General features: G+C 74.0%; 31 protein-coding genes. 26 read left to right on the forward strand and 5 right to left on the reverse strand.

Annotation, left to right across the window (positions count from 1 at the left end):
- The first annotated feature begins 179 nt into the window (after positions 1–179).
- The 3 genes from ACIQIB_RS33405 to ACIQIB_RS33415 all read left to right on the forward strand — a co-directional run bounded on the left by ACIQIB_RS33405 (position 180) and on the right by ACIQIB_RS33415 (position 3,001).
- Entirely contained in the window at positions 180–1,178 is a 999-nt protein-coding gene (locus ACIQIB_RS33405; protein WP_363607331.1) for an ABC transporter ATP-binding protein, read from the forward strand.
- 55 nt (positions 1,179–1,233) lie between these two features.
- Positions 1,234–2,046, forward strand: a complete 813-nt coding sequence (locus ACIQIB_RS33410) for an ABC transporter permease (protein ID WP_363607332.1) — start codon at positions 1,234–1,236, stop codon at positions 2,044–2,046.
- 64 nt (positions 2,047–2,110) lie between these two features.
- Positions 2,111–3,001, forward strand: coding sequence for a hypothetical protein (locus ACIQIB_RS33415; RefSeq protein WP_400762631.1), 891 nt, complete (start codon positions 2,111–2,113; stop codon positions 2,999–3,001).
- Between the two features lie 16 nt (positions 3,002–3,017).
- On the opposite strand, the gene ybaK is transcribed toward ACIQIB_RS33415, so the two are convergent.
- The 3 genes from ybaK to ACIQIB_RS33430 form a co-directional block, all read right to left on the reverse strand.
- The gene (gene ybaK / locus ACIQIB_RS33420) at positions 3,018–3,512 is read right to left on the reverse strand and encodes a Cys-tRNA(Pro) deacylase (protein ID WP_400656659.1); all 495 of its coding nucleotides are present in this window, start codon (positions 3,510–3,512) and stop codon (positions 3,018–3,020) included.
- Positions 3,513–3,594: 82 nt separating this feature from the next.
- Positions 3,595–4,332 carry an LON peptidase substrate-binding domain-containing protein gene (locus tag ACIQIB_RS33425; RefSeq protein ID WP_400656734.1) on the reverse strand — a complete coding sequence of 246 codons (738 nt, stop codon included), beginning with the start codon at positions 4,330–4,332 and terminating at the stop codon, positions 3,595–3,597.
- Positions 4,333–4,387: 55 nt separating this feature from the next.
- Positions 4,388–5,968: an oxidoreductase gene (locus ACIQIB_RS33430; protein WP_363607336.1), complete on the reverse strand. Its 1,581-nt coding sequence runs from the start codon at positions 5,966–5,968 to the stop codon at positions 4,388–4,390.
- Between the two features lie 91 nt (positions 5,969–6,059).
- Between ACIQIB_RS33430 and hisD the strand changes: the two genes are divergently transcribed.
- From hisD to hisF, 8 genes are read left to right on the forward strand one after another with little or no spacing between them, the layout of a single operon-like run.
- Positions 6,060–7,367 (forward strand): histidinol dehydrogenase, encoded by a 1,308-nt coding sequence (gene hisD / locus ACIQIB_RS33435; RefSeq protein WP_363607337.1) that lies wholly within the window; start codon positions 6,060–6,062, stop codon positions 7,365–7,367.
- Positions 7,364–8,461, forward strand: a complete 1,098-nt coding sequence (locus tag ACIQIB_RS33440) for a histidinol-phosphate transaminase (protein WP_400656662.1) — start codon at positions 7,364–7,366, stop codon at positions 8,459–8,461. Before hisD ends, ACIQIB_RS33440 begins: the two co-directional genes overlap by 4 nt.
- Positions 8,462–8,468: 7 nt before the next feature.
- Positions 8,469–9,062, forward strand: a complete 594-nt coding sequence (hisB, locus tag ACIQIB_RS33445) for an imidazoleglycerol-phosphate dehydratase HisB (RefSeq protein ID WP_363607339.1) — start codon at positions 8,469–8,471, stop codon at positions 9,060–9,062.
- Positions 9,059–9,211, forward strand: a complete 153-nt coding sequence (locus tag ACIQIB_RS33450; RefSeq protein ID WP_363607340.1) for a hypothetical protein — start codon at positions 9,059–9,061, stop codon at positions 9,209–9,211. Before hisB ends, ACIQIB_RS33450 begins: the two co-directional genes overlap by 4 nt.
- A 37-nt stretch (positions 9,212–9,248) precedes the next feature.
- Positions 9,249–9,884 carry an imidazole glycerol phosphate synthase subunit HisH gene (gene hisH, locus ACIQIB_RS33455; RefSeq protein WP_363607341.1) on the forward strand — a complete coding sequence of 212 codons (636 nt, stop codon included), beginning with the start codon at positions 9,249–9,251 and terminating at the stop codon, positions 9,882–9,884.
- A 22-nt stretch (positions 9,885–9,906) separates the two neighbouring features.
- Positions 9,907–10,632, forward strand: a complete 726-nt coding sequence (priA, locus tag ACIQIB_RS33460) for a bifunctional 1-(5-phosphoribosyl)-5-((5-phosphoribosylamino)methylideneamino)imidazole-4-carboxamide isomerase/phosphoribosylanthranilate isomerase PriA (RefSeq protein WP_363607342.1) — start codon at positions 9,907–9,909, stop codon at positions 10,630–10,632.
- Positions 10,629–11,060: a RidA family protein gene (locus ACIQIB_RS33465; protein ID WP_363607343.1), complete on the forward strand. Its 432-nt coding sequence runs from the start codon at positions 10,629–10,631 to the stop codon at positions 11,058–11,060. Before priA ends, ACIQIB_RS33465 begins: the two co-directional genes overlap by 4 nt.
- The gene (hisF, locus tag ACIQIB_RS33470) at positions 11,057–11,827 is read left to right on the forward strand and encodes an imidazole glycerol phosphate synthase subunit HisF (RefSeq protein WP_400762633.1); all 771 of its coding nucleotides are present in this window, start codon (positions 11,057–11,059) and stop codon (positions 11,825–11,827) included. Before ACIQIB_RS33465 ends, hisF begins: the two co-directional genes overlap by 4 nt.
- 68 nt (positions 11,828–11,895) lie before the next feature.
- Here hisF and ACIQIB_RS33475 read toward each other — a convergent pair whose 3' ends face one another.
- The gene (locus ACIQIB_RS33475; protein WP_400762635.1) at positions 11,896–12,534 is read right to left on the reverse strand and encodes a TIGR03085 family metal-binding protein; all 639 of its coding nucleotides are present in this window, start codon (positions 12,532–12,534) and stop codon (positions 11,896–11,898) included.
- Between the two features lie 82 nt (positions 12,535–12,616).
- Positions 12,617–13,180: a hypothetical protein gene (locus tag ACIQIB_RS33480; RefSeq protein ID WP_363607346.1), complete on the reverse strand. Its 564-nt coding sequence runs from the start codon at positions 13,178–13,180 to the stop codon at positions 12,617–12,619.
- Between the two features lie 153 nt (positions 13,181–13,333).
- On the opposite strand from ACIQIB_RS33480, the gene hisI reads away from it, so the two are divergent.
- From hisI to ACIQIB_RS33555, 15 genes are all read left to right on the forward strand, one after another.
- Positions 13,334–13,705 (forward strand): phosphoribosyl-AMP cyclohydrolase, encoded by a 372-nt coding sequence (hisI, locus tag ACIQIB_RS33485; protein WP_363607347.1) that lies wholly within the window; start codon positions 13,334–13,336, stop codon positions 13,703–13,705.
- Between the two features lie 40 nt (positions 13,706–13,745).
- Positions 13,746–15,266 carry an anthranilate synthase component I gene (locus ACIQIB_RS33490; protein ID WP_363607348.1) on the forward strand — a complete coding sequence of 507 codons (1,521 nt, stop codon included), beginning with the start codon at positions 13,746–13,748 and terminating at the stop codon, positions 15,264–15,266.
- Between the two features lie 32 nt (positions 15,267–15,298).
- Positions 15,299–15,799: a Uma2 family endonuclease gene (locus tag ACIQIB_RS33495; RefSeq protein ID WP_363607349.1), complete on the forward strand. Its 501-nt coding sequence runs from the start codon at positions 15,299–15,301 to the stop codon at positions 15,797–15,799.
- Positions 15,796–16,422 carry a TIGR02234 family membrane protein gene (locus ACIQIB_RS33500; protein ID WP_363607350.1) on the forward strand — a complete coding sequence of 209 codons (627 nt, stop codon included), beginning with the start codon at positions 15,796–15,798 and terminating at the stop codon, positions 16,420–16,422. Before ACIQIB_RS33495 ends, ACIQIB_RS33500 begins: the two co-directional genes overlap by 4 nt.
- A gap of 161 nt (positions 16,423–16,583) precedes the next feature.
- Positions 16,584–16,829 carry an HGxxPAAW family protein gene (locus ACIQIB_RS33505; RefSeq protein WP_363607351.1) on the forward strand — a complete coding sequence of 82 codons (246 nt, stop codon included), beginning with the start codon at positions 16,584–16,586 and terminating at the stop codon, positions 16,827–16,829.
- An 88-nt stretch (positions 16,830–16,917) separates the two neighbouring features.
- Complete coding sequence (locus tag ACIQIB_RS33510) at positions 16,918–17,358, forward strand: DUF2752 domain-containing protein (protein ID WP_363607352.1); 441 nt, start codon at positions 16,918–16,920, stop codon at positions 17,356–17,358.
- A 193-nt stretch (positions 17,359–17,551) separates the two neighbouring features.
- A complete protein-coding gene (trpC, locus tag ACIQIB_RS33515) occupies positions 17,552–18,358 on the forward strand; it encodes an indole-3-glycerol phosphate synthase TrpC (RefSeq protein ID WP_363607353.1) in 807 nt (268 codons plus the stop codon).
- A gap of 10 nt (positions 18,359–18,368) precedes the next feature.
- A complete protein-coding gene (gene trpM / locus ACIQIB_RS33520) occupies positions 18,369–18,518 on the forward strand; it encodes a tryptophan biosynthesis modulator TrpM (RefSeq protein WP_400656683.1) in 150 nt (49 codons plus the stop codon).
- A gap of 49 nt (positions 18,519–18,567) precedes the next feature.
- Positions 18,568–19,818, forward strand: a complete 1,251-nt coding sequence (gene trpB / locus ACIQIB_RS33525; RefSeq protein WP_363607354.1) for a tryptophan synthase subunit beta — start codon at positions 18,568–18,570, stop codon at positions 19,816–19,818.
- A 2-nt stretch (positions 19,819–19,820) separates the two neighbouring features.
- The gene (gene trpA / locus ACIQIB_RS33530) at positions 19,821–20,630 is read left to right on the forward strand and encodes a tryptophan synthase subunit alpha (protein WP_363607355.1); all 810 of its coding nucleotides are present in this window, start codon (positions 19,821–19,823) and stop codon (positions 20,628–20,630) included.
- Positions 20,631–20,860: 230 nt separating this feature from the next.
- Complete coding sequence (locus tag ACIQIB_RS33535; RefSeq protein ID WP_400762638.1) at positions 20,861–21,136, forward strand: hypothetical protein; 276 nt, start codon at positions 20,861–20,863, stop codon at positions 21,134–21,136.
- Between the two features lie 125 nt (positions 21,137–21,261).
- Positions 21,262–21,774, forward strand: a complete 513-nt coding sequence (locus ACIQIB_RS33540) for a MauE/DoxX family redox-associated membrane protein (RefSeq protein ID WP_400762640.1) — start codon at positions 21,262–21,264, stop codon at positions 21,772–21,774.
- 52 nt (positions 21,775–21,826) lie between these two features.
- Positions 21,827–22,690, forward strand: a complete 864-nt coding sequence (locus ACIQIB_RS33545; protein WP_363607358.1) for a thioredoxin domain-containing protein — start codon at positions 21,827–21,829, stop codon at positions 22,688–22,690.
- Positions 22,691–22,828: 138 nt separating this feature from the next.
- Positions 22,829–23,827 (forward strand): prolipoprotein diacylglyceryl transferase, encoded by a 999-nt coding sequence (gene lgt / locus ACIQIB_RS33550; protein WP_400762643.1) that lies wholly within the window; start codon positions 22,829–22,831, stop codon positions 23,825–23,827.
- Positions 23,828–23,971: 144 nt separating this feature from the next.
- On the forward strand, positions 23,972–24,709 hold the full coding sequence (locus tag ACIQIB_RS33555) for a VIT1/CCC1 transporter family protein (protein ID WP_400762644.1): 738 nt from the start codon (positions 23,972–23,974) through the stop codon (positions 24,707–24,709).
- The last annotated feature ends 23 nt before the right edge of the window (positions 24,710–24,732 follow it).

A 24,732-nucleotide genomic window follows, 5' to 3' on the forward strand; every position in this document is an offset into this window, starting at 1 on the left:
CAGTTGCGCTCGCGTCACACACCACGGTCTACCGGATCAGGACCCGCCGCGAAGGTGAATCACACAGATTGATCACGACCGAATACGCGCCCTAGGGACGGCTAGGGACGGCCGCCCCGCCTCCGGTGATCAGGACCCGTCGTCGGGTTCGGGCGCTCCACCGCGTAGAGTCTTCGCTCGTGAGTGAGACGGCCAGGCGGGCACCCCGGGAGACCTCGCCGTGCTGTGCCGTACGGGACCTGGTCAAGACGTACCGCGCCGGGCGCGGCGGCGCCGCCACCGAGGTCCGGGCCAATGACGGCGTCGGCCTGACCGTCCGGCGGGGCGAGATCTTCGGGCTGCTGGGGCCCAACGGGGCCGGCAAGTCCACCCTGGTCCGCCAGCTCACCGGGCTGCTGCGCCCGGACTCGGGCTCGATCGAACTCCTCGGCCACGACGTGGTCCGCCACCCCGAGCGGGCCGCCCGGCTGCTCGGCTACCTGGGTCAGGAGTCCACCGCGCTGGACGAGCTGACCGTCGCGCTCGCCGCCGAGACCACCGGCCGGCTGCGCGGGCTCAGCCGGGCGCACGCCCGCGCCGAGACCGCCGAGGTGCTCACCGAGCTCGCCCTCGAACCGCTCGCCCACCGGCCGCTGGCCAAGCTGTCCGGCGGGCAGCGCCGGCTCGCCTGCTTCGCCGCCACGCTGGTGGGGGAGCGGCCGCTGCTCGTGCTGGACGAGCCGACCACCGGCATGGACCCGGTCGCCCGCCGCTCCGTCTGGAGCGCCGTCGACCGGCGCCGGGCCGAGCGCGGCACGACGGTGCTGCTGGTCACCCACAACGTGATCGAGGCGGAGACCGTCCTGGACCGGGTCGCGGTGATGGACGAGGGCCGGGTCATCGCCTGCGACACCCCGGGCGGACTCAAGGCACTCGTCGACGGCGACGTCCGGCTGGACCTGGTCTGGCGGACGGAGGCCCCGCTGGACGTGCCCGCCGTCGCGGCCCTCGCCGAGCGGGCCGAGCGCACCGGCCGCCGCTGGACCGTGCGCACCAGCCCCGAGCAGGCCCGCGAACTGGTCGCGGCCGTCACCACCGGCCCCGCCTTCGCCGCCCTGGACGACTTCACCCTGGCCACCCCGAGCCTTGAGGACGCCTACCTCAAGCTGGGCGGCCGCCACGGAGGACTGGCCAAGTGATGCTGCGAGAGAGCCGCCGGTGCGCCACCGGCGGCGTGTGGGGAGATGGCCGCCGATGACGCTGCTCTCGGTGCCGCCGCAGGCCGCCGCCGTCGCCGACGGCGGGCCCGCCCCGCTGGCGCCCGCCGCCCGGCTGCTGCCCGCGCTGGCCGCCGTCTACCGGGCGCAGCTGGCCCGGGCCAAGGTGGCGCGGATCCCGCTGCTGTTCGTGGCCACCTTCCAGTCGCTCGGCATCCTGGTGATGATGCGCGGCGTCGTGGACCCGGGGCAGACCTCGGCCGCGCGCTCGGTGGTGGCCGGTTCCAGCGTGCTGGTGGTGGCGTTCGTCGCGCTCAACCTGCTCGCCCAGTACTTCGGCCGGCTGCGGGCCACCGGCGGCCTCGACCACTACGCGACGCTGCCCGTCCCGGCGGCCTCGGTGGTGCTCGGGGCGGCCGCCGCGTACGCCTCGTTCACGCTGCCCGGCACGCTGGTGACGGCCGCCGCCGGGGCCTGGATGTTCGGGCTCCCGGTGACCCACCTGTGGGTGCTGCTCGCCGTGGTGCCGCTCTCCGGCGCGGCGCTGTCCGGGCTCGGCGCGGCCTGCGGGCTGCTCGCGCCCCGGCAGGAGATCGCCACCATGCTGGGCCAGCTCGGCATGTCGGCGGCGCTGCTGCTGGGCGTGCTCCCGGTGGACCACCTGCCGCAGCCGGTGCTCTGGCTGCGCGACCTGCTGCCGTCCACGTACGGCGTCGAGGCGTTCGCCCGTACGTTCACGGCCGATCCGGACTGGGCGCTGGTCGCGGGCGACCTGGCGGTCTGCGCCGGCGTGGGCGTGGTGTCGCTGGCCGTCGCCACCTGGGCGTACCGGCGGGCCACCACCCGGTAGCGGAACGATCCTGCGGTACGGGTGCCGGGGCCGTTCGGGCGGCGATCGTGAAACGATGGGCCCCGTGACCGTACCGAACACACCTCCGGATCCCTCGCGGGCCGCCGCGGACGCGACCGCCGGAACCGCCGCGGACGCACCCGTCGACCGGGCCCCGGCCGCCGCGGCGAACCCGTACGGGGCGCCGCCCGCGTACGGGCCGCCGCCGGGCCTGGAGTTCGCGCCCGTCCGCAAGGCCGACCCGCGGGCGTCGCTGCGGCGGCTGCTGCCCGAGCTCCAGGTCGGGGCGATCATGGTGCTGGTCTGTCTGCTGCTGGGCCTGGCGATGGCCGGGCTCTGGGTCTGGCTGGCGCCGAAGGTGCCGCTGGTGGTGGACGGCAACCGGATCCTCTACGGGGACCCGGAGGGCGAGCAGCGGGCCGGGGCCGACAGCGTCTTCGTGCTGATCGGGCTGGGCCTGGGCATCCTGACCGCGCTCGGGGCGTTCCTGGTGACCCGGCGGCGCGGCGGCGGCATCGCGGTCGCGGTCGGGCTGACGGTCGGCGGCCTGCTGGCCTCGCTGGGCGCCTGGGGGCTGGGCCGCTGGCTCGGCCCCAGCCGTGACCTGGTCGCGCAGGCCCGGAAGGTCGGCGACGGCGGGTACTTCAGCGCCGACCTGGACCTCGGGGCGTACGGCGCCGTGCTGGTCTGGCCGATGGCCGCGATGGTGGTGCTGCTGGCCCTGTCGGCCGCGTTCGGCAAGCGCGAGGAGGACCCGCCGCCGTACTGGGCCGGGCCGTACGGACTGCCCGCGGCCACGGACGGGGCACCCGGAGCGGGTGGCCCGCCCGCGGTGGCCGGCGGTGCGCCGGTGGACCAGCCGCACCCGGTGGACCGGCCCGGCGGCGTGGAGCAGCCCCTCCACGGGGCGCAGGCGCACCCCGTGGAGCAGCCGTTCGACGGGCGGAAGCCCTGAGCAGCCCTGAGCAGCCCTAGCGGCCGATCGGGGCGGTCCGGGCGCCGGTGAGGGTGATCAGGTCGGCGGGGGCGAGTTCGACCTCCAGGCCGCGCCGGCCGGCCGAGACGTACACCGTGGGGTGGGCCAGGGCGCTGTCGTCCACGACGGTGCGCAGCGGGCGGCGCTGGCCGAGCGGCGAGATGCCGCCCAGGACGTAGCCGCTGCTGCGCTCGGCGGCGGCCGGGTCGGCCATCGCGGCCCGCTTGCCGCCGACGGCGGCGGCGAGGGCCTTGAGGTCCAGCTGGCCGGCCACCGGGACGACGCCCACCGTGAGGACGCCGTCCACGTCGGCGACCAGGGTCTTGAACACCCGGTCGGCCGGGACGCCCAGCACCTCGGCGGCCTCGCCGCCGTAGGAGGCGGCGGCCGGGTCGTGCTCGTACGCGTGCACGGTGAACGCCACGGCGGCGTTCTCCAGGGCCACGGTGGCGGGCGTGCCCTGGCCGCCCTTCTTCGGCTTCTTGGCCATACCGGTTCTCCAGGGGTGGGCGGGCCGCGACGGGCCCGCCGGGTCGGTCGGGTGCTCGGGTCGGGTTGGTCGTTCGGGCCGGTCAGTTGGGGCTGAAGGACTGGCGGGTGAGATCCACCGCCGGCAGCGACGGGAGCCAGCTGAGCACCGCCGTCTCGCGGCGCAGCAGCTCCAGTTCGGAGCGCAGCCGCTGCGCGGTGTCCGGGCAGGCCAGCAGCTGCTGCTTGACCGGGGTCTCGAACACGGTGGCCGCGGCCACCAGGTAGGAGAGCACCTGCGGGTCGGCCGGCAGCTCCTGCCGGCCGACGGTGCTGGCCTCGTTGGCCCCGGCGAGCCGCTTCTGGTACGTCCGGAAGGCCCGCTCGACGCCCGCGGCCAGGGCCCCCGCCCCCTCGCCGGACTGCTCCTCGACCGTTTCGGTCTCGCCCGTCAGGTAGGGGCCGCCGGTGTCCACCGAGCGCAGCCGGAACCGGGTGGTGCCGGTGACCAGCAGCTCGTACTGCCCGTCCGGCTGCTCCTGCGCCGAGGCGAGGTCGGCCACGCAGCCGATGTGGTACAGCGCCTCCAGCGGGTCGCCGGTGGCGGTGCCCAGGCCGTCCAGCGGCCCGGCCGGGCCGTCGTCGGCGCGGACCGGCGCGACCTCACGGCCGTCCTTGATGGCGAGCACGCCGAACCGGCGCGGCTGGTCCTCGGGGAGGGCGAGCAGGTCGGCGACCAGACGGCGGTAGCGCTCCTCGAAGACGTTGAGGGGCATCACCAGGCCCGGGTAGAGCACGGTGTTCAGCGGGAAGAGCGGCAGCCGTTCTGTCACGGCGGACAGCGTAGTTCCCCGGAGCGGGCGAGTGCTCCCGGGTTCTCCACCGGCGCATCCGGGGTCATCCGCGCTGGAGCATCCGGGTGGCGCCGGCGGCGACCGTGGTGGCGAGCACCCAGCCGACGATCACCAGACCGGAGGAGACCCACTGGGCGGTGCCGCCGGGGTTCCAGCCCTGCTGGCCGAGGTCGACGACCGGGAGCAGCTGGCCGAGCGCGTAGAGGACCGGGTTCCAGTGCGGGCGCTCGTCGGCCTTCAGCGGTTCGAGCCGGTGGGTGGCGAAGTAGAGGCTGCCCAGCGCCCAGGCGAGCAGCAGCCAGAGCGCGGCCCGCCCGGGGCGGAAGCCGTAGCCGACGGTGACGTCCTGGATCCGGCCCCAGACCCGGGCGGGCAGCGGCAGGCTCTGCCGGCGGCGGCGCTGCTTGGCGTAGAGCACCTCGCGGGCGTCGTCGTCGGCGCCGTCCCGGCGCAGGGCGGTGGCCAGCTGCTCGTACGACTCGGGCTGGAACTCCACCGAGGAGCCCTCCAGCCAGGCGATCCGCTGCTGGACGGTGAACGGGACGGCCGGGCGCAGGCACTCGTAGGTGAAGCCGGTCAGACCGAGGCTGCGGCCGTGCGGCCAGGAGCCGGGGGCGTCGACCAGGTTGCCGATCCGGGCGCGGGAGAGCGAGACGGCGCCCTCGTTCGGGAAGCGGCAGGTGAAGCGCAGTTCGGGGGTCTGGATGCGGCGCAGTGTGACCTCGTCGTCCGGGCCGAGGTGGAACTCGGCGTCGGAGAGCAGACAGGCGTTCTCGAACCGGCCGTCGGAGAGCCGGACCTGGCCGAAGGCGCGGAACGGGGTGCTGGGCGAGCCGGGTGGCGGGAGTTCGCCGTAGCCGGAGCCGTAGTAGGACTGCGAGCCGTACCAGCCGCCGTCCGCCGAGCCGCTGAGGTACAGGGTGTGGCCGACGGTTATTCGGACCGCGTTGAGGGCGTTGCGGTTCTCCGGGACGGCGTGCAGCTGGGCGCCGCGCAGGGAGAGCCGGCCGCCGATCCGCGCGGTGCGCAGGCTGATCTCGCCGCGGGACTCCAGCCGGTCGGCCTCGAAGTCCTGGTGGACCGCCATGCCGTCGGCGGACAGCGCCCGGCCGAACCGGTCACCGCCCAGGACGGCCTGGTTGAGCAGCAGGTCGGTGCCGATCCGGGCGTCGGTGAGCCGCAGGCCCTGCGGGAGCCGGCAGCGGGCGAGGTGCAGATCGCCCGAGGTGACGAGGCGGGAGGCCTCCAGCCGCGGGATCAGGCACCGGACCAGGCGCAGGGTGGCGGCGTCGGCCTCGGAGATCAGCACCTTCCGCTCGAAGCGGCAGTCGCGCAGTTCGACGTACTGCCGGATGGTGCCGCCGGCCAGGTTCAGCGGGCCGGTGATCCGGACGCCGGTGAGCCGGAGCGAGGCGACCCGGCCCGGGGCGGGGGCGGGACCGTCCAGCAGCAGGTGGGCCAGGACCTCGGCGCGTACGCTGCGCCCGGGCCCCCAGACGGCGGTGCCGAAGGGGGCGTCCAGCTCGGCGTCGCCGGTGCTCAGGTCGTACACCTCGCCCTGCCGGAACGCCTCCCAGAGGCCCTGTTCGACCGGACTCCAGCCGTCCGGTGCCGGTTCTGCCATGGTCCCCCCGCTTCCCCCGGTCGTCTCGCCTTTCGTATCACGGACTGAAATGCGGGGCCGGTGGTTCCGGCCACTCCTTACACTGGGTGGCGTGATCTCTCGAATCGACCTGCGCGGCTCGCTCGACGACCCGCGTGACCTGCTGCCCCGTGCCGAGTTCGACGTGGCGGCCGCCCTGGAGAAGGTGCGGCCGATCGCCGAGGACGTGAGCCATCGTGGGGTCGCGGCGCTGATCGAGATCACCGAGCGGTTCGACGGTGTGCGGCTGGAGTCCACCCGGGTGCCGGCCGAGCAGATCGCCGAGGCCCTGGAGACGCTGGACCCGAAGGTGCGTGCCGCGCTGGAGGAGTCGATCCGCCGCGCCCGCCTGGTCCACGCCGACCAGCGCCGCGCCGGGCACACCACCCAGGTCGTGCCGGGCGGTACCGTCACCCAGCGCTGGGTGCCGGTGGACCGGGTCGGCCTGTACGTGCCGGGCGGCCTCGCCGTCTACCCGTCGTCCGTGGTGATGAACGTGGTGCCCGCGCAGGAGGCCGGCGTCACCGGCATCGCGGTGACCTCGCCGCCGCAGAAGGCGTTCGGCGGCCGGGTGCACCCGACCATCCTGGCGGCCTGCGCGCTGCTGGGCGTCACCGAGGTGTACGCGGTCGGCGGGGCCCAGGCGGTCGCCATGTTCGCCCTCGGCACCGAGGAGTGCGAGCGGGTCAACCTGGTCACCGGCCCGGGCAACATCTACGTGGCCGCCGCCAAGCGCTACTTCGCCGGCCGGATCGGCATCGACTCGGAGGCCGGGCCGACCGAGATCGCCGTCCTCGCGGACGACAGCGCCGACCCGGCGGAGGTCGCCGCCGACCTGATCAGCCAGGCCGAGCACGGCCCGACCTCGGGCTCGGTGCTGGTCACCGACTCGCCCGCGCTGGCCGAGGCCGTCGAGGCCGAGCTGAAGACGCAGGTCGCCCGGACCAGGCACAGCGAGCGGGTGGCCGAGGCGCTGGGCGGCCGGCAGTCCGGCATCATCCTGGTCGACGACCTCGACCAGGGCCTCGCGGTGGTCAACGCCTACGCCGCCGAACACCTGGAGATCCAGACCCGCGACGCCCACGCGGTCGCCGCCCGGGTCCGCAACGCCGGCGCGATCTTCATCGGCCGGTACACCCCGGTCTCGCTCGGCGACTACGCGGCCGGCTCCAACCACGTGCTGCCGACCGGCGGTTGCGCCTGCCACTCCTCGGGGCTGTCCGTGCAGACCTTCCTGCGCGGCGTCCAGGTCGTCGAGTACGACCGCGAGGCCCTGGCCGGCATCGCCGCGCACGTGGTCAACCTCTCCGAGGCCGAGGACCTGCCGGGTCACGGCGACGCGATCAAGGCCCGCTTCGAGTGGACGGTTCCCGGTTCATGAGGATTGACGATCTCCCCATCCGTGACGAGCTGCGCGGGCAGTCCCCGTACGGTGCGCCGCAGCTCGACGTGCCCGTCCAGCTGAACACCAACGAGAACCCGTACCAGCTGCCCGAGGAGCTGGTGGCCCGGATCGCCGAGCGCGTCGCCGAGGCCGCCCGCCACCTCAACCGCTACCCCGACCGGGACGCGGTCGAGCTGCGCGAGGGCCTGGCCGGCTACCTGACCCGGACCACCGGGTTCGCCCGCACCCGCGAGCAGGTCTGGGCGGCCAACGGCTCCAACGAGGTGCTGCAGCAGCTGCTCCAGACCTTCGGCGGGCCCGGCCGCAGCGCGCTCGGCTTCGAGCCCTCCTACTCGATGCACGCCCTGATCTCCCGGGGCACCGGCACCGAGTGGATCTCCGGCCCGCGCAACGAGGACTTCACCATCGACCTGGCGGCCGCCGAGAAGGCCATCGCCGAGCACCGGCCGAACGTGGTCTTCATCTGCTCGCCGAACAACCCGACCGGCACCGCCGTCGCCGCCGACGCCGTGCTGCGGCTGTACGGGGCCGCGCAGGCCGCCGGGCCCAGCCTGGTGGTCGTGGACGAGGCGTACGTCGAGTTCTCGCACCGCGCCTCGCTGCTGCCGCTGCTGGAGGGCCGCCCCAACCTGGTGGTCAGCCGCACCATGTCCAAGGCCTTCGGCGCGGCCGGGCTGCGTCTGGGCTACCTGGCGGCCGACGCCGCCGTGGTGGACGCCGTGCAGCTGGTCCGGCTGCCGTACCACCTGTCGGCCGTCACCCAGGCCACCGCGCTGGCCTGCCTGGAGCACACCGACACCCTGCTCGGGTACGTCGGCCGGCTCAAGGACGAACGCGACCGGCTGGTGGACGCGCTGCGCGGCCTCGGGCTGGACGTCACCGACTCGGACGCCAACTTCGTCCAGTTCGGCCGCTTCGCCGACACCCACGCCGTCTGGCAGGCCATCCTCGACCAGGGCGTCCTGGTCCGGGACAACGGCGTCCCCGGGTGGCTGCGGGTGACCGCCGGCACCCCCGCCGAGAACGACGCCTTCCTGGACGCCGTCCGCACCGTGATCAAGGAGCTGTAGATCCGCCATGTCCCGTATCGGACGCGTTGAGCGCACCACCAAGGAGACCTCGGTCCTCGTCGAGATCGATCTCGACGGCACCGGCAAGACCGACATCTCCACGGGCGTCGGGTTCTACGACCACATGCTCGACCAGCTCGGCCGCCACGGCCTCTTCGACCTCACCGTGAAGACCGACGGCGACCTGCACATCGACACCCACCACACCATCGAGGACACCGCCCTCGCCCTGGGCGCCGCCTTCAAGCAGGCGCTCGGCGACAAGGTCGGCATCTACCGCTTCGGCAACTGCACCGTCCCGCTGGACGAGTCGCTCGCCCAGGTCACCGTGGACCTCTCCGGCCGCCCCTACCTGGTGCACACCGAGCCGGAGCGGATCGCGCCGATGATCGGCAGCTACGACACCACGATGACCCGGCACATCCTGGAGTCCTTCGTGGCCCAGGCGCAGATCGCCCTGCACGTCCACGTGCCGTACGGGCGCAACGCGCACCACATCGTGGAGTGCCAGTTCAAGGCGCTGGCCCGGGCCCTGCGCTACGCCGCCGAGCGCGACCCGCGCGCGGCCGGCATCCTCCCGTCGACCAAGGGTGCGCTGTGAGCAAGGCCGCGATCGTCCTCATCTTCGTCGGGCTCTTCCTGGCCGGCGGCGTGATCTCGTTCTGGAAGCAGAAGATCCCGAAGGGCGTCATCGCGGTGCTCGCCATAGGCTCGGTGCTCTGCCTGGCCTCCGGCGTCATGCGCATCTGAACCCGTCGAGAGACCCCACAGACATGGACACCTGAACATGGGCAAGAACGTCGTCGTACTCGACTACGGGTCGGGCAACCTCCGCTCCGCCCAGCGCGCCGTCGAGCGCACCGGGGCGAACGTCACCGTCACCTCCGACTTCCAGGCCGCGCTGGACGCGGACGGTCTGCTGGTGCCCGGCGTCGGCGCCTTCGAGGCCTGCATGCGCGGGCTGAAGGCCGTCCGCGGCGAGCAGATCATCGGCCGCCGGCTCGCCGGGGGCCGCCCGGTGCTGGGCATCTGCGTCGGGATGCAGATCCTGTTCGAGCGCGGGGTCGAGCACGGGGTGGAGACGGCCGGCTGCGACGAGTGGCCGGGCACCGTCGAGCCGCTGGACGCCCCGGTCGTCCCGCACATGGGCTGGAACACGGTCCAGGCCCCGGAGGGCAGCCGGCTCTTCGCCGGCCTCGACCCCGACACCCGCTTCTACTTCGTGCACTCCTACGGGGTGCGCCACTGGGAGCTGGAGGTCCACAGCGCGCGGATGCACGCCCCGCTCGTCACCTGGGCCACCCACGGGCAGCCGTTCGTCGCGGCCGTCGAGAACGGCCCGCTCTGGGCCACCCAGTTCCACCCCGAGAAGTCCGGCGACGCCGGCGCCGCCCTGCTGACCAACTGGGTCAACACCCTCTGACTAGCTGAGAGTTGCCAACACGATGAGCCGCCTCGAACTCCTCCCCGCCGTCGACGTCCGGGACGGCCGGGCCGTCCGCCTGGTCAAGGGCGCGTCCGGTACCGAGACCTCCTTCGGCGAGCCCCTCGCCGCCGCCCTCGCCTGGCAGAGTGCCGGCGCCGAGTGGCTGCACCTGGTCGACCTCGACGCCGCCTTCGGCACCGGCAGCAACCGTGACCTGCTCCGCGAGGTCACCGGCGCGCTGGACATCAAGGTCGAGCTGTCCGGCGGTATCCGTGACGACGAGTCGCTGGCCGCCGCCCTCGCCACCGGCTGCACCCGGGTCAACCTCGGCACCGCCGCCCTGGAGAGCCCCGAGTGGGTCGCCAAGGTCATCGCCGAGCACGGGGACAAGATCGCCGTCGGTCTGGACGTGGTCGGCACCACCCTGCGCGGCCGCGGCTGGACCCGCGACGGCGGCCAGCTCTTCGACGTGCTGGCCCGCCTCGACGCCGAGGGCTGCGCCCGCTACGTCGTCACCGACGTCAACCGGGACGGCACCCTGACCGGCCCCAACCTCCAGCTGCTGCGCGACGTCTGCGCCGCCACCGACCGCCCGGTCGTCGCCTCCGGCGGTGTTTCTTCGCTCGACGACCTGCGGGCCATCGCCACGCTCGTCGGCGAGGGTGTCGAAGGCGCGATCGTGGGCAAGGCACTCTACGAGCAGAAGTTCACCCTCGAAGAGGCCCTGGAGGCGGTTTCAGGATGACGGAACGTCGGATCGTGCGCGGTCGGGTCGCCGGATGTTCCCCCTGGGAGGAGCAGTTCGGCTACTCGCGGGCGGTCGCCGCCGGGGACCACGTGCACGTGGCCGGCTCCACGGCCTGGGTGGACGGGAAGATCGAGCACGAGGGCGACCCGTACCACCAGACCCTCGCCGCCTTCGGCGTCGGCCTCAAGGCCCTGGCCGCGTACGGTCTGACGGCGGACGACGTGGTCCGCACCCGGATGTACATCACCCACGTCCGCGACGCCGACGAGGTGGGCCGTGCCCACCACGCGCTCTTCGACGTCGCGCGCCCGGCGGCCACCATGGTGGTGGTCGAGGGCCTGATCGACTCCCGGATGATGGTCGAGGTCGAACTCGACGCCTACCGTGCCGGGCTCGCTAGCACTCTGGAAGGCAAACAGCCGTGACCCTCGCAGTACGTGTCATCCCCTGCCTGGACGTCGATGCCGGCCGGGTGGTCAAGGGCGTCAACTTCCAGAACCTGCGGGACGCCGGCGACCCGGTGGAGATGGCCAAGCTCTATGACGCCGAGGGCGCCGACGAGCTGACCTTCCTCGACATCACCGCCTCCTCCGGGGACCGCGAGACCACCTACGACGTCGTCCGCCGCACCGCCGAGCAGGTCTTCATCCCGCTCACCGTCGGCGGCGGCGTCCGGGCCGTCGAGGACGTCGACAAGCTGCTGCGGGCCGGCGCCGACAAGGTCGGCGTCAACACCGCGGCGATCGCCCGCCCGGAGCTGATCCGGGAGATCGCCCGGCGCTTCGGCCGCCAGGTGCTGGTGCTCTCGGTGGACGCCCGGCGCTGCCCGGAGGGCACCGAGACGGCCTCCGGCTTCGAGGTCACCACCCACGGCGGGCGCCAGGGCACCGGCCTGGACGCCGTCGAATGGGCGGGCCGCGCGGCCGAGTTGGGTGCCGGTGAGGTCCTGCTCAACTCGATGGACGCGGACGGCACCAAGGACGGCTACGACCTGGAGCTGATCCGGGCCGTCCGCAAGACCGTCTCCATCCCGGTGATCGCCTCCGGCGGCGCCGGGAAGCTCGCCGACTTCGCCCCCGCCGTGGCGGCCGGCGCGGACGCGGTGCTCGCCGCCAGCGTCTTCCACTTCGGCGATCTGCGGATCGGCGAGGTCAAGAACGCGCTGCGGGAGGCCGGGCACCCCGTCCGCTGACCGCGTCCACCGACCGCGGCAGGGCCCGCCCCCGGTGTGGGAGGCGGGCCCCGTAGGACGGCGCCGCCCTACGGCAGCGGCAGCACGTGACGCAGCGCGGTGACGGCGTCCGGCGGGCCGTCCACGGCCAGCTCGGCGCGGGCGCCGCGGCCGTAGACGAAGAGCACCAGCTCGCCCGGCTCGCCGGTGATCCGCACGGTCGGCGACCCGGCGGGGCCGACCGTCAGGCTCTGCCCGTCCGGGCGGCGCAGTTCCAGCCGGACGGGGGAGCGGCGGCCCGCCTCCAGCCGGGCGAGCAGCGGCAGCCGGCGCCAGAGCGCCTCGGCCCGCCCGGGCGGCACCGGCTGCGGCGGCCACTCCTCGCCCGCCCGGCGGACGTCCTCGGCGTGCACGAAGTACTCGACGGTGTTGGCGGCCTCGTCGGCGCCGGGCAGCGCGAACGGGGAGAGCAGCGGCGGGCCGGCCCGGAACAGCCGCAGCAGCTCCTCGTACGGGCGCTCGGCGTAGCCGGCCTGCACCCGGTGGGTCCAGTCGGCGAGGGCGCCGACGCGGATGCCGGCCGCCGCGTCCGGCCGGTGCTCCCGGACCACCAGGTGGGCGGCGAGGTCCCGGGTGGACCACCCGGTGCAGAGGGTGGGGGCGTCCGGCCCGGCGGCGGCCAGGAGTTCGGTCAGCCGGTGGCGCTCGGCGAGGGCATGGTTCGACATGCCGCTCAGCCTAGGGCGTGCCTGACGGCTCCCGCCGCGCGCGCGAATCGTCGGACACGCCCCGGGTTCCTCCCACGGGCCGTCAGCGCAGGTGGCCGCTGAGCTTGGTGGAGCCCTGACGGTTGCTCGCCGTCATGGTGCAGGTGTAGTCCCGCCAGCCCTGCTGGTAGTAGGTCATGGACGGGCCGAACGGGTAGCCGTAGTACGGTCCGCCGCCGCCCTGGCGGGCCTCGGCGGCGGCCAGCGTCTCCTTGCAGCCCTCCCGCATCGCCTTGGCGAGCTGGTTGTCGCCGGTCAGGCCGTCCGGCAGCAGCTGGTCGGCGATCACCTCGCCGTCGTGCTCGCCCTCGCAGGGCCGCGGTTCGGGCTTGGTGATCGTCTTGCTCAGCTGCGGGTGGTCGAAGCAGGAGCCGACCGGGAGGAAGGTGTACGGCACCACCCGGCTGGGCGTCGGGCTCGGCGTGGGGGTCGGCGTCGGGGTCGCGGTGGGGGAGGGCGGGGGTGGCAGCGCGGCCGGCTTCTTCTCGGGCCAGAGCAGCACGGTGGCCACCACCGCGAGCAGCACGGCCAGCACGGCCACGACGGCGAGGACCAGGCCCCGCGACGGGCGGGTGGCGGCGGGTTCGGGCGGCGGCTCGGAGGTCATGGCCACGAGAATGACCCACGCCGGGGCTTTCCGGCAGGCGGTTGGCACAACTCGTACGAGCGGATCGGTCGGACAGATAGCACCGGAGGGGCCGGGTGCGCCCGACAGGCCCGGACCGGGAGCCCGGCGCGCCGGGCTGACACAATGGGACCCATGTCCTCCACACCCGCCGCCCCCGGCACCACCGCCCTGGCTCCCGCGATCGCCGCCCGCCTCAAGCGGACCGAGGACGGTCTGCTCCCGGCCATCGCGCAGCAGTACGACACCGGCGAGGTGCTGATGCTCGGCTGGATGGACGACGAGGCGCTGCACCGTACCCTCACCACCGGCCGCTGCACCTACTGGAGCCGCAGCCGCCGGGAGTACTGGGTGAAGGGCGACACCTCGGGCCACGTCCAGCAGGTCAAGTCCGTCGCGCTGGACTGCGACGGCGACACCCTGCTGGTCCGGGTCGACCAGACCGGCGCCGCCTGCCACACCGGCGACCGCACCTGCTTCGACGCCGACGTGCTCCCGCTCGCCTGACCCCGCCCCGCCGAAACGACCAGAAACGGTGCCGCTCCCCATGGATCTCGAAACCTTCCGCAAGCTCGCCGTCGACACCCGGGTCATCCCGGTCACCCGCAGGCTCCTCGCGGACGGTCTCACCCCCATCGGCCTCTACCGCAGCCTCGCGGCCGAGCGCACCGGCACCTTCCTGCTGGAGTCCGCCGAGCAGGGCCGCAGCTGGTCCCGCTACTCCTTCGTCGGCGTCCGCAGCGGCGCCACCCTGACCGCGGGGCCGGACGGCACCGCCCGCTGGCTCGGCACCCCGCCGGTCGGCATCCCCACCACCGGCGACCCGCTCCAGGTGCTGCGCGCCGCGCTGGAGGCCCTGCACACCCCGCGCCGTACCGACGACGGCCTGCCCCCGCTCACCGGCGGCCTGGTCGGCTACCTCGGGTACGACATCGTCCGCCGGCTGGAGAAGCTGCCCGACCTCAACCCGGACGACCTGAAGCTCCCCGAGCTGACCATGCTGCTCGCCACCGACCTGGCCGTGCTCGACCACGTCGACGGCACGGTGCTGCTGATCGCCAACGCGGTCAACCACAACGACCTGGCCAGCGGCGTCGACGAGGCCTACGCGGACGCGGTGGCCCGGCTCGACGCGATGGAGACCGACCTGCTCAAGCCGGTCGACCCGGGGCTCGCCACCTTCACCCCGTCCGGCCCCGGTGACGTCCGCTCGCCGTTCGGCGGGGCGCCGTACCGGGCCGCCGTCGAGGAGGTCAAGGAGCGGATCCGGGCGGGCGAGGCCTTCCAGGTCGTGCCCTCGCAGCGGTTCGAGGCGCCCTGCCCGGCCTCCGCGCTGGACGTCTACCGGGTGCTGCGGACCACCAACCCCAGCCCGTACATGTACCTGTTCCGCTTCCCCGGCCCGGACGGCACCGCCGAGGGCGGCTTCGACGTGGTCGGCTCCAGCCCGGAGGCGCTGGTCAAGGTCACCGAGGGCGAGGCGATGGTGCACCCGATCGCCGGCACCCGGCACCGCGGCGCCACCCCGCACGAGGACGCCGAGCTGGCCGCCGAGCTGCTCGCCGACCCGAAGGAGCGGGCCGAGCACCTGATGCTGGTGGACCTGGGCCGCAACGACCTCGGGCGGGTCTGCGAGCCGGGCAGCGTCGAGGTGGTCGACTTCATGCAGGTCGAGCGCTACAGCCACGTCATGCACATCGTCTCGACCGTCACCGGCCGGGTGGCGCCCGGGCGGACCGCCTTCGACGTGCTGACCGCCTGCTTCCCGGCCGGCACCCTGTCCGGCGCGCCGAAGCCGCGCGCGATGCGGATCATCGAAGAGCTGGAGCCCACCCGCCGGGGCCTGTACGGCGGCTGCGTCGGCTATCTGGACTTCGCCGGGGACTCCGACACCGCGATCGCCATCCGCACCGCCGTCCTGCGCGACGGCACCGCCTACGTCCAGGCGGGCGCGGGAGTGGTCGCCGACTCCGACCCGCACGGCGAGGACACCGAGTGCCGCAACAAGGCGGCCGCCGTCCTGCGCGCCGTCGCCACCGCCAATACGCTGCGCACGCCGACGGTGTAGGACCGGCGGCGCGGGGCCGAAGGAGCAGCAGGATGCCGGACGAACGGCAGCAGATCGTCACCGCGGCCAGGGCCCAGATCGACGGCCAGCTGGCCGGCCGGGGCGCGGTCCGCCAGGACGTCGTCGTCCGGGCGCCGTCCGGGCGGAGCGGGCGGGCCGCCGAGCTCGCGGTGGTCGCGCCGGGTGCGGAACACGCCGCCGGAGGCGGCTACCGGGCCGCCGACCTGGAGGCGGTGCTGGAGGTCACCGACCGGTCGCGGCGGGCCGGTGACCCGGCCGGCCGGCACCGCTTCCTCGCCGAGTGCGGGATCCCGCTGTACGTGGTGGTCGACCCGGTGGCGGCGGTCTGCACCGTGCACAGCGCGCCGCAGCCGGGCGGGACGTACCGGGAGGCGGAGCGGGTGCCGTTCGGCAACGACCTCTTCCTGCCGCTGGCGGAGCGGACGCTGGTGCTGCGGACCGACGACTTCCCGGTCGGGCCGGCCACCCCGGATGCGGAGCCGGGCGGCGGCCGGGGGATAGTGGACGGGTGAGCGCCTCTCCCCAGCCCCGCCCCGACGCCGGGCCCGCCCCCGCCCCCGCCGCCGCCCCCGCCAAGGCCGGGCGGCGGACGCTCGGCCTGATGCTGCTGCTGACCGCGCTGGGCGCCGTCCTGGTGCTGACCGCGGTGAGCCGGGTCTGGGCCGAGGGCCGGGCCGGGACGCTGGCGGTGTCCGTCACCGGCGGCCGGATCTCCGAACTGCCCGGCGGGCTGGCGCTGGTGGCGCTGGCGGCGGCGGTCGCGGTGTTCGCGGTCCGCGGCGCAGGGCGGGTCGCGGTCGGCGTGCTCACGCTGCTGGCCGGTCTCGGCGCGGCCGCGAGCGCGGCGGCGGGCGCCGGCGACAGCGCCGCGCTGGACAGCGAGGCGGCCCGGATCCTCGCGCTCTCCGGGACGACGGCCACCGAGGTCAGCCGCTCGGCCTGGCCGTGGCTCGCCCTGTTCGGCGGGCTGCTGCTGGCCGCGGCCGGGCTGCTCACCGTCCGCTTCGGCCGGTCCTGGCCGGCCATGGGCAGCCGTTACGAGGCGCCGACCCGCAAGGCCCCGGCGAAGGCCGCCGAGACGCCGGCCGACCTGTGGAAGGCGCTGGACCGGGGCGAGGACCCGACGGCCGTCTGAGCGGCCCGCCCGGGGCGTCCGGGGCGGGCCGGGCGCTGTGACGCGATAGACCCGCCACCCCCTTTGGGGTGCCGGTGTGTGGCCCGGCACAATGGAACACGTCAACCCGCGAGGGGCCCGCAGGCCCGGCCGGGGCCCGGAGAAGCAAGGAGCACCATCAGATGTCGGCAGCAGCACACGGCCACACCCCCGCCGCCTGGACCGGCGTGACCATCTCCTTCATCGGCTTCGCGATCGCGGGCGTCGCCATGATCCTCCCGTCCGTGCCGGTGGTCTGGGGCGGCCTGGCGGTCATCCTGCTCGGCGGCGTGGTCGGCAAGGCCATGTCGATGGCGGGCATGGGCAAGCAGCCGAGCGTCAACGTGGAGACCGCCGAGGACCGCGCGGCCGCCGCCGTCACCGCCTGACCCCGGAGTTCGCACGGCTGAACGGCGGGCGCCACGCCCGCCGTTTCGTTCTGCTCCCCGCTTGCACCGAACGGGCACAATCAGGGGCGTGAACGCCGCCCCCACCGCCTCCGCCCGGCCGCCCGCAGTGCGCCGGCTGGGCCCTCCGCTGGCCGCCCTGGCCGCGGTGGCCCTCCCCACCGTGTACATCGCGGTGGTGGATCCCAACGCCCCCGGTCACTACCCGACTTGCCCGTTCCTGGCCGCCACCGGCTGGTGGTGCCCGGGCTGCGGCGGCCTGCGCTGCGTCCACGCGCTCAGCCACGGGGACCTGACCGGCGCGCTGCACGACAACGCGCCCGCCGTCCTGCTGTTCGCCGTCCTGGCGGTGCTGTGGCTCCGCTGGGTGTGGGCCGCGGTGAGCGGCGGTCCGGCGCCCCGGGTCTCGGTCGGGGCGCGGCGCTGGGCGCTGATCGCCCTGCTGGTGCTGGTCTTCACGGTGGTGCGCAATCTGCCGGTCGGGGCGGGACTGGCGCCACCGCTGGTCTGAGGCCCGGTACCGGCGTCGCGTCCGGGGTGTTCGTGAGGGATCGGCCGAGGTGGGGGGCGTCCGGCCCGCGAGACGCGCGCCGGGCTGCCGCGCCCCGCGCTCCCCGGTGCCGATACCATCGAAGAGCCGGCCGACCCACTGGCCGTCCGGCTCTTCGCCAGCCGAACTAGCAGAACATGATGGGGGCGCAAGAGTGAGTGTGCTCGACAAGATCATCGAAGGTGTCCGTGAGGACCTCGCCGAGCGGCAGGCCCTGGTCTCGCTGGACGAGCTCAAGGAGCTCGCGGCCAAGGCCCCGGACGCCAAGGACGGCGTCGCCGCCCTCAAGGGCGACGGTGTACGCGTGATCTGCGAGGTCAAGCGCTCCAGCCCGTCCAAGGGCGCCCTGGCCGCGATCGCGGACCCGGCCGCCCTGGCCACCGACTACGCGGCCGGCGGGGCCGCCGCGATCAGCGTGCTGACCGAGCAGCGCCGCTTCGGCGGGTCGCTGGCCGACCTGGACGCCGTCCGGGCCGCGGTGGACACCCCGCTGCTGCGCAAGGACTTCATCGTCACCGCCTACCAGCTCTGGGAGGCCCGCGCCCACGGCGCCGACCTGGCCCTGCTGATCGTCGCCGCGCTGGAGCAGCCGGCCCTGGTGTCGCTGATCGAGCGCGCCGAGTCGATCGGCCTCACCCCGCTGATCGAGGTGCACGACGAGGAGGAGATCGCCCGCGCGGTGGACGCCGGCGCGCGGATCATCGGCGTCAACGCCCGCAACCTCAAGACCCTTGAGGTGGACCGCAACACCTTCGGCAACGTCGTCCACGCCATCCCGGACGGTGTCGTCAAGGTCGCCGAGTCCGGCGTGCGCGGCCCGCTGGACGTGATCTCGTACGCCAACCTGGGCGCCGACGCGGTGCTGGTCGGCGAGTCCCTGGTGACCGGCAAGGACCCGCGGGCCGCCGTGGCCGACCTGGTCGCGGCCGGCGCCCACCCCGCCCTGCGGCACAAGGACTGACCCCGCCGCCATGAAACTCGCCTCCCGTCTCGCCCCCGGTTGCCGCCCGCGCGGCTGCCGCGCGCCCGCACGCCGGGTGCTGGGCAGGCGGGTGCGCTATGTGATCGGCTGCGAGCCCGGGCAGGTGCAGGGCCGCCGATGGCGCAGGACGCCCGGCTGATCCCAGCCGTTCCGACGTCACTGCCGTCATCTTCCAGAAGGACTTCACCATGTCCGAGAAGGACTACCTGCCCGGTGCCGAGGTACCGGACGCCCGCGGCTACTTCGGCGCCTACGGTGGCCGCTTCATCCCGGAGGCGCTGGTCGCCGCCGTCGAACAGGTCGCCGAGGAGTACGAGAAGGCGAAGGCCGACCCTGCCTTCGCCGCCGAGCTGAACGCGCTGCTCAAGGACTACACCGGCCGTCCCAGCCCGCTGACCGACGTGCACCGCTTCTCCGCCGAGGCGGGCGGCGCGCGCGTCCTGCTCAAGCGCGAGGACCTCAACCACACCGGCTCGCACAAGATCAACAACGTGCTGGGCCAGGCCCTGCTCACCCGCCGGATGGGCAAGACCCGGATCATCGCCGAGACCGGCGCCGGCCAGCACGGCGTGGCCACCGCCACCGCCTGCGCGCTGTTCGGCTTCGACTGCACCGTCTACATGGGCGAGGTCGACACCGAGCGCCAGGCGCTGAACGTCGCCCGGATGCGGATGCTCGGCGCCGAGGTGGTGGCCGTCAAGTCCGGCAGCCGCACCCTCAAGGACGCCATCAACGAGGCGTTCCGCGACTGGGTCGCCAACGTCGACTCCACCCACTACCTGTTCGGCACCGTGGCCGGCCCGCACCCGTTCCCGATGATGGTCCGGGACTTCCACCGGGTCATCGGCGTCGAGGCCCGCCAGCAGGTCCTCGACCGCACCGGCAGGCTCCCGGACGCCGTGGTCGCCTGCGTCGGCGGCGGCTCCAACGCGATGGGCATCTTCCACGAGTTCATCCCGGACGCCGGTGTGCGCCTGATCGGCTGCGAGGCGGCCGGCGAGGGCGCCGAGACCCCCCGGCACGCCGCCACCCTCACCAAGGGCGACCCCGGTGTGCTGCACGGCTCGCGCACCTACGTCCTGCAGGACGAGGACGGGCAGACCATCGAGTCGCACTCCATCTCGGCCGGCCTCGACTACCCGGGCGTCGGCCCGGAACACGCCTGGCTGAAGGACACCGGCCGGGCCGAGTACCGCCCGGTCACCGACGACGCCGCCATGCAGGCGCTGCGGCTGCTGTCCCGCACCGAGGGCATCATCCCGGCCATCGAGAGCGCCCACGCGCTGGCCGGCGCCCTGGAGCTGGGCCGCGAGCTCGGCCCCGAGGCCACCATCCTGGTCTCGCTCTCCGGGCGTGGCGACAAGGACATGCACACCGCGGCCCAGTACTTCGGCCTGTACGACGAGGCTGCCGACGGCGCCGCCAACGGGGGTAAGTGACCATGGCTTCGAAGCTCAGTGGCATTCTGGCGGCGGCCGGGGCGGAGCACCGCGCCGCGCTGATCGGCTACCTGCCGGCCGGCTTCCCCAGCGTGGACGGCGGCGTACGCGCCGTCAACGCGCTGATCGAGGGCGGCTGCGACATCGTCGAGGTCGGCCTGCCGCACTCCGACCCGGTGCTGGACGGCCCGACCATCCAGACCGCCGACGACATCGCGCTGCGGGGCGGGGTGCGGATCAAGGACGTGCTGCACACCGTCCAGGAGGTCGCCACCGCGCACCCCGAGGCGGCGGTGCTGGTCATGACGTACTGGAACCCGGTCGACCGCTACGGCACCGCGCGCTTCGCCGCGGACCTGGCCGCCGCGGGCGGCGCGGGCTGCATCCTGCCGGACCTGCCGGTGGAGGAGTCCGAGGAGTGGCGCAAGGCGGCGGACGAGCACGGTCTGGACACCGTGTTCGTGGTCGCCCCCAGTAGCAAGGACAAGCGCCTCGCCGAGGTGACCGCGGCCGGCAGCGGCTTCGTCTACGCGGCCGCCGTGATGGGCGTGACCGGCACCCGGGCCCAGGTCGGCAACCTCGCCGAGGACCTGGTCGCCCGGACCCGGGCCACCACCGAGCTGCCGGTCTGCGTCGGCCTCGGCGTCTCGACCGCCGACCAGGCCGCCGAGGTGGCCGGCTTCGCGGACGGCGTGATCGTGGGCTCCGCGTTCGTCCAGCGCATCCTGGACGCCGACGGCGACGAGCCGACCGCGCTGGCGGCCGTGCGCGCGCTGGCCGGCGAGCTGGCCGAGGGCGTCCGCCGCCGCTGACGGCACCCGCCGACGGCATTCGTGCCCGACGGCCCGCCACCCCGCCCGGGGTGGCGGGCCGTCGGGCGTTTCCGGGGCGGTCCCGCCGGGGCCGGTCGGACCCCGAACGGGTGAACAGTGCGGGGGAGACGCATCAGGCGGGGTTGACCGGCGTTGAGTGGAGGGACGAGTGCACGAACGACGTGCCCGGCGGCTTGCGGCGGGCACGGAGCGAGCGAAGGGGTCTGCCGGTGCCTGGTCTCCAGCGAGCCGTCCTGTTGCGGGCGGCCGCGGCCGTGCTGGCGCTGAGCGCCGCCGTCGGGGCCGACACCGAGGTCGGGCAGGCGCTGGCCAGGCGGGGTGCGGAGCGGGCCGAGCGGGACGCGTCCGTCTGCGCCGGGGCGGCCCGGGCGGACGCGGTGGCCCGGGCGGACGTGGTGGCCCGGGCGGCGCGCTCGTACCCGCGGGGGCGGCCCGCCGCGGACGAGCTGGGACGGCCGCCGGAGTGCGGGCCGAACGGGCGTTAGAACGGATTCGGACACACCGTCATCAGGTGTCACTCATCCGGCTTAATTCCTGAAAATGGAGGAACCGTCCTTCATCCCTTACGGTTCATCAGGAAGTGAACGAGTTTCCCGAGGGGGGTTTCCCGATGGCCGGCTCGGCAGCGCAGCGGAGCGGCACCGCGCCCACGGTACGGCGGGTCTGGCCGGCCTGGACCGAATGGCTCGGTACGGCCGTCCGGCTGGGCCTCGCCGTGGTCTGGGGCTGGGCCGGTCTGGCCAAGATCGCCGACCCGGCCGAGGCCGCCCAGGCGGTGCGCGCCTACGAGATCCTGCCGGAGGCGCTGGTCAAGCCGGTCGGCTACGCCCTGCCGTTCCTGGAGCTGGCGCTCGCCCTGCTGCTGGTCATCGGCTTCGGTGTCCGGCTGGTCGCGGGCGTCTCCGCCCTGCTGCTGCTCGCCTTCATCGCCGGGATCGCCTCCGCCTGGGCGCGCGGCATCTCCATCGACTGCGGCTGCTTCGGCGGCGGCGGAGCGGTGGACGCCTCGCAGACCGAGTACCTGCAGGAGATCCTGCGCGACACCGGGTTCCTGCTGCTGGCCGGGTGGCTGCTCCGGCGGCCCCGGACCAGGCTCTCGGTGGACGGCTGGCTGGCGAGCTGACCGGCACATCCCACCCCCACCCCACCCGCACCCCGACCCTGGACCCAAGGCAATGAGCGAGAAGAACCGAGAAGGCAAGCGCACCGCCCGCGAGCGGATGCAGGCGGAGCGGGTGGCCGACGAGGCCCGCACCAGGAAGAAGAAGAAGCTGGTGATCGGCGGGGTGGTCCTGGCGGTGATCGCCGCCGCCGTGGTCACCGGCGTGGTCGTACAGAACGAGCGCTCCAAGCCGGAGACCCCGACCGCCGCCCCGGCCGGCACGATCGGCGACAAGAACCTGGTCATCCCGGTCGGCGCGGCCGACGCCCCGTCCGTCCTCACCGTCTACGAGGACCCGCGCTGCCCCGCCTGCGGCATCTTCGAGCGCGAGCTCGCCCCCACCATCGACCAGCTCGAGGACCAGGGCAAGATCTACACCAACGCCCACGTCGTCTCGTTCATCGACCGGGCCGTGTCGGGCAAGGGCTCCAAGTACGGCGCCAACGCGCTGGCCTGCGCCCAGGACGCCGGGCACTACCGCGACTTCCACGACGTGCTCTACCGCAACCAGCCGGAAGAGACCAACGACGCCTTCGGCAACAAGGCCACCCTGATCAACCTGGCCAAGCAGGTCAACGGCCTGGACACGCCGGCCTTCGAGGCCTGCGTCAACGAGAACAAGTTCGGCGGCTGGGTCTCCGCCGTGCAGCAGGACTTCGACAAGTCCAGCTACAAGTCCACGCCGACGGTGCTGCTCAACGGCCAGCCGATCTACCCGAAGAACGGCAACGAGGAGATCACCCCGGAGAACCTGGTGAAGTGGGTGGACGCCGCCAACCAGGGCAAGCAGCTGGGGACACCCGGATCGCACGGGCAGTCCCCGGCGCCGAGCAGTACCGCCTCGGAGGCCAACAACCCGTCGCCGAACGCCGGCTGAGGCACCCGCCCCGCTCGTCGGCCACCGTCGTCCCCTTCCCGTCCGGAGGGGGCGGCGCCTTCCGCACCCCGTTGTTCGGCATCTGTGACCCCGGGGGTGCCCGGCGCGGGCCGTCGACCCTGTAGCGTCGGAGCTGCCATGGATATCGCCTACATTCCCAGCCCGTCGCGGGGCGTCCTGTACCTCGGACCGATCCCGCTGCGCGCCTACGCCTTCTGCATCATCCTCGGTGTCGTCGTGGCCGTCTGGCTCGGCAGCAAGCGCTGGGTCGCCCGGGGCGGTGCCAAGCACACGGTCGGCGACATCGCCGTCTGGGCCGTGCCGTTCGGCCTGGTCGGCGGTCGGCTGTACCACGTGATCACCGATCACCAGCTCTACTTCGGTGACGGCAAGAACCCCTGGAACGCCTTCAAGATCTGGGAGGGCGGCCTCGGTATCTGGGGTGCCGTCGCGCTCGGCGCGGTCGGTGCCTGGATCGGCGCCCGCCGCCGGGGCGTGCCGCTGCCCGCGTACGCCGACGCCATCGCGCCCGGTATCGCGCTCGCCCAGGCGTTCGGCCGCTGGGGCAACTGGTTCAACCAGGAGCTGTACGGCCGGGAGACCACGCTGCCGTGGGGGCTGGAGATCGACAAGACCCTGCCCGGCGGCGAGGTGGTCAAGGGCATCTACCACCCGACCTTCCTGTACGAGTCGCTCTGGTGCGTGGGAGTCGCGCTGCTGGTGATCTGGGCGGACCGCCGGTTCACCCTCGGGCACGGCCGGGCCTTCGCGCTGTACGCGGCCGCGTACACGGCGGGCCGGTTCTGGACCGAGTACCTGCGGATCGACGAAGCCCACCACGTCCTGGGTCTGCGGATCAACGACTGGACCGCGATCGCGGTCTTCCTGGGCGCCGTCGCCTACCTCGTGATCGTCGGCCGGAAGCGGCCCGGCCGGGAGGACCCGGCGAGTATCGATCCGGCCGCGAACGACGCCGAGGGCGCGGGCACTCCCGCCGCCTCCGTCGCGGCCGTCGAGGACTCGAAGGCGAAGGCCGCGGCGGGCAAGCCGTCCCGGTCCTCGGACGAAAAGGTGGACGCGGCGCCCGCCGGTGCGGCCGCCGACAAGGCCGGCAAGGACGCCAAGAACCTCACCTGACCTGCGACCTCTTCTCTCTCCGGCCGCCCCCGCACCGCGTGCGCAGGGCGGCCGGAGCGCTGTTCGGACAGCCTTACTTTGCTGGAAATGCCCAGGTCGGGCGGGCTACGTTCAGGTCAGACGATCGAACGGAGGCCCGAAAAAGTGAGTGCGACCACCCTTGAGCCCGAGGCCGGGAACCACCCCCGCATCCCTGCTGCGGGGCACCACCGCGATGTGAACGGCGGCTGGCTGCGGCCCGCCGTGTTCGGCGCGATGGACGGGCTGGTCTCCAATTTCGCGCTGATGACCGGTGTGGTCGGCGGTGCGGTCTCCAGCGGCACGGTGGTGCTGACCGGCCTCGCGGGCCTGGCGGCCGGCGCCTGCTCGATGGCCGCGGGGGAGTACACCTCGGTGGCCTCGCAGCGCGAGCTGGTGCAGGCCGAGATCGAGGCCGAGCGGCTGGAGCTGCACCGCAACCCGCACGGCGAGCTGGCCGAGCTGGCACAGCTGTACGTGGCCCGCGGGGTGGAGCCGGCGCTGGCGCACGAGGTGGCGCGGCAGCTCTCCGCCGATCCGGACCAGACGCTGGAGATCCACGCCCGGGAGGAGCTGGGCATAGACCCCAACGACCTGCCCTCGCCGTGGGTGGCGGCCGGTTCCTCGTTCGTCTGCTTCGCGGTCGGCGCGCTGCTGCCGCTGCTGCCGTACCTGCTGGGCGCGACCTTGCTGCTGCCGGCGCTGCTGATCGCGGTGGTCGGCCTGTTCGCCTGCGGTGCGGTGGTGGCCCGGGTGACGGCGCGCAACTGGTGGTACAGCGGGCTGCGGCAGCTGGTGCTGGGCGGTGCGGCGGCCGGGGTGACGTATCTGCTGGGCTGGCTGATCGGCGGGCACGTCGGCTGAGGCCGGCGGGCGGCGGGTCGGCG

Source organism: Kitasatospora sp. NPDC092286 (genome assembly GCF_044755565.1).
Classification (GTDB): Bacteria; Actinomycetota; Actinomycetes; order Streptomycetales; family Streptomycetaceae; genus Kitasatospora.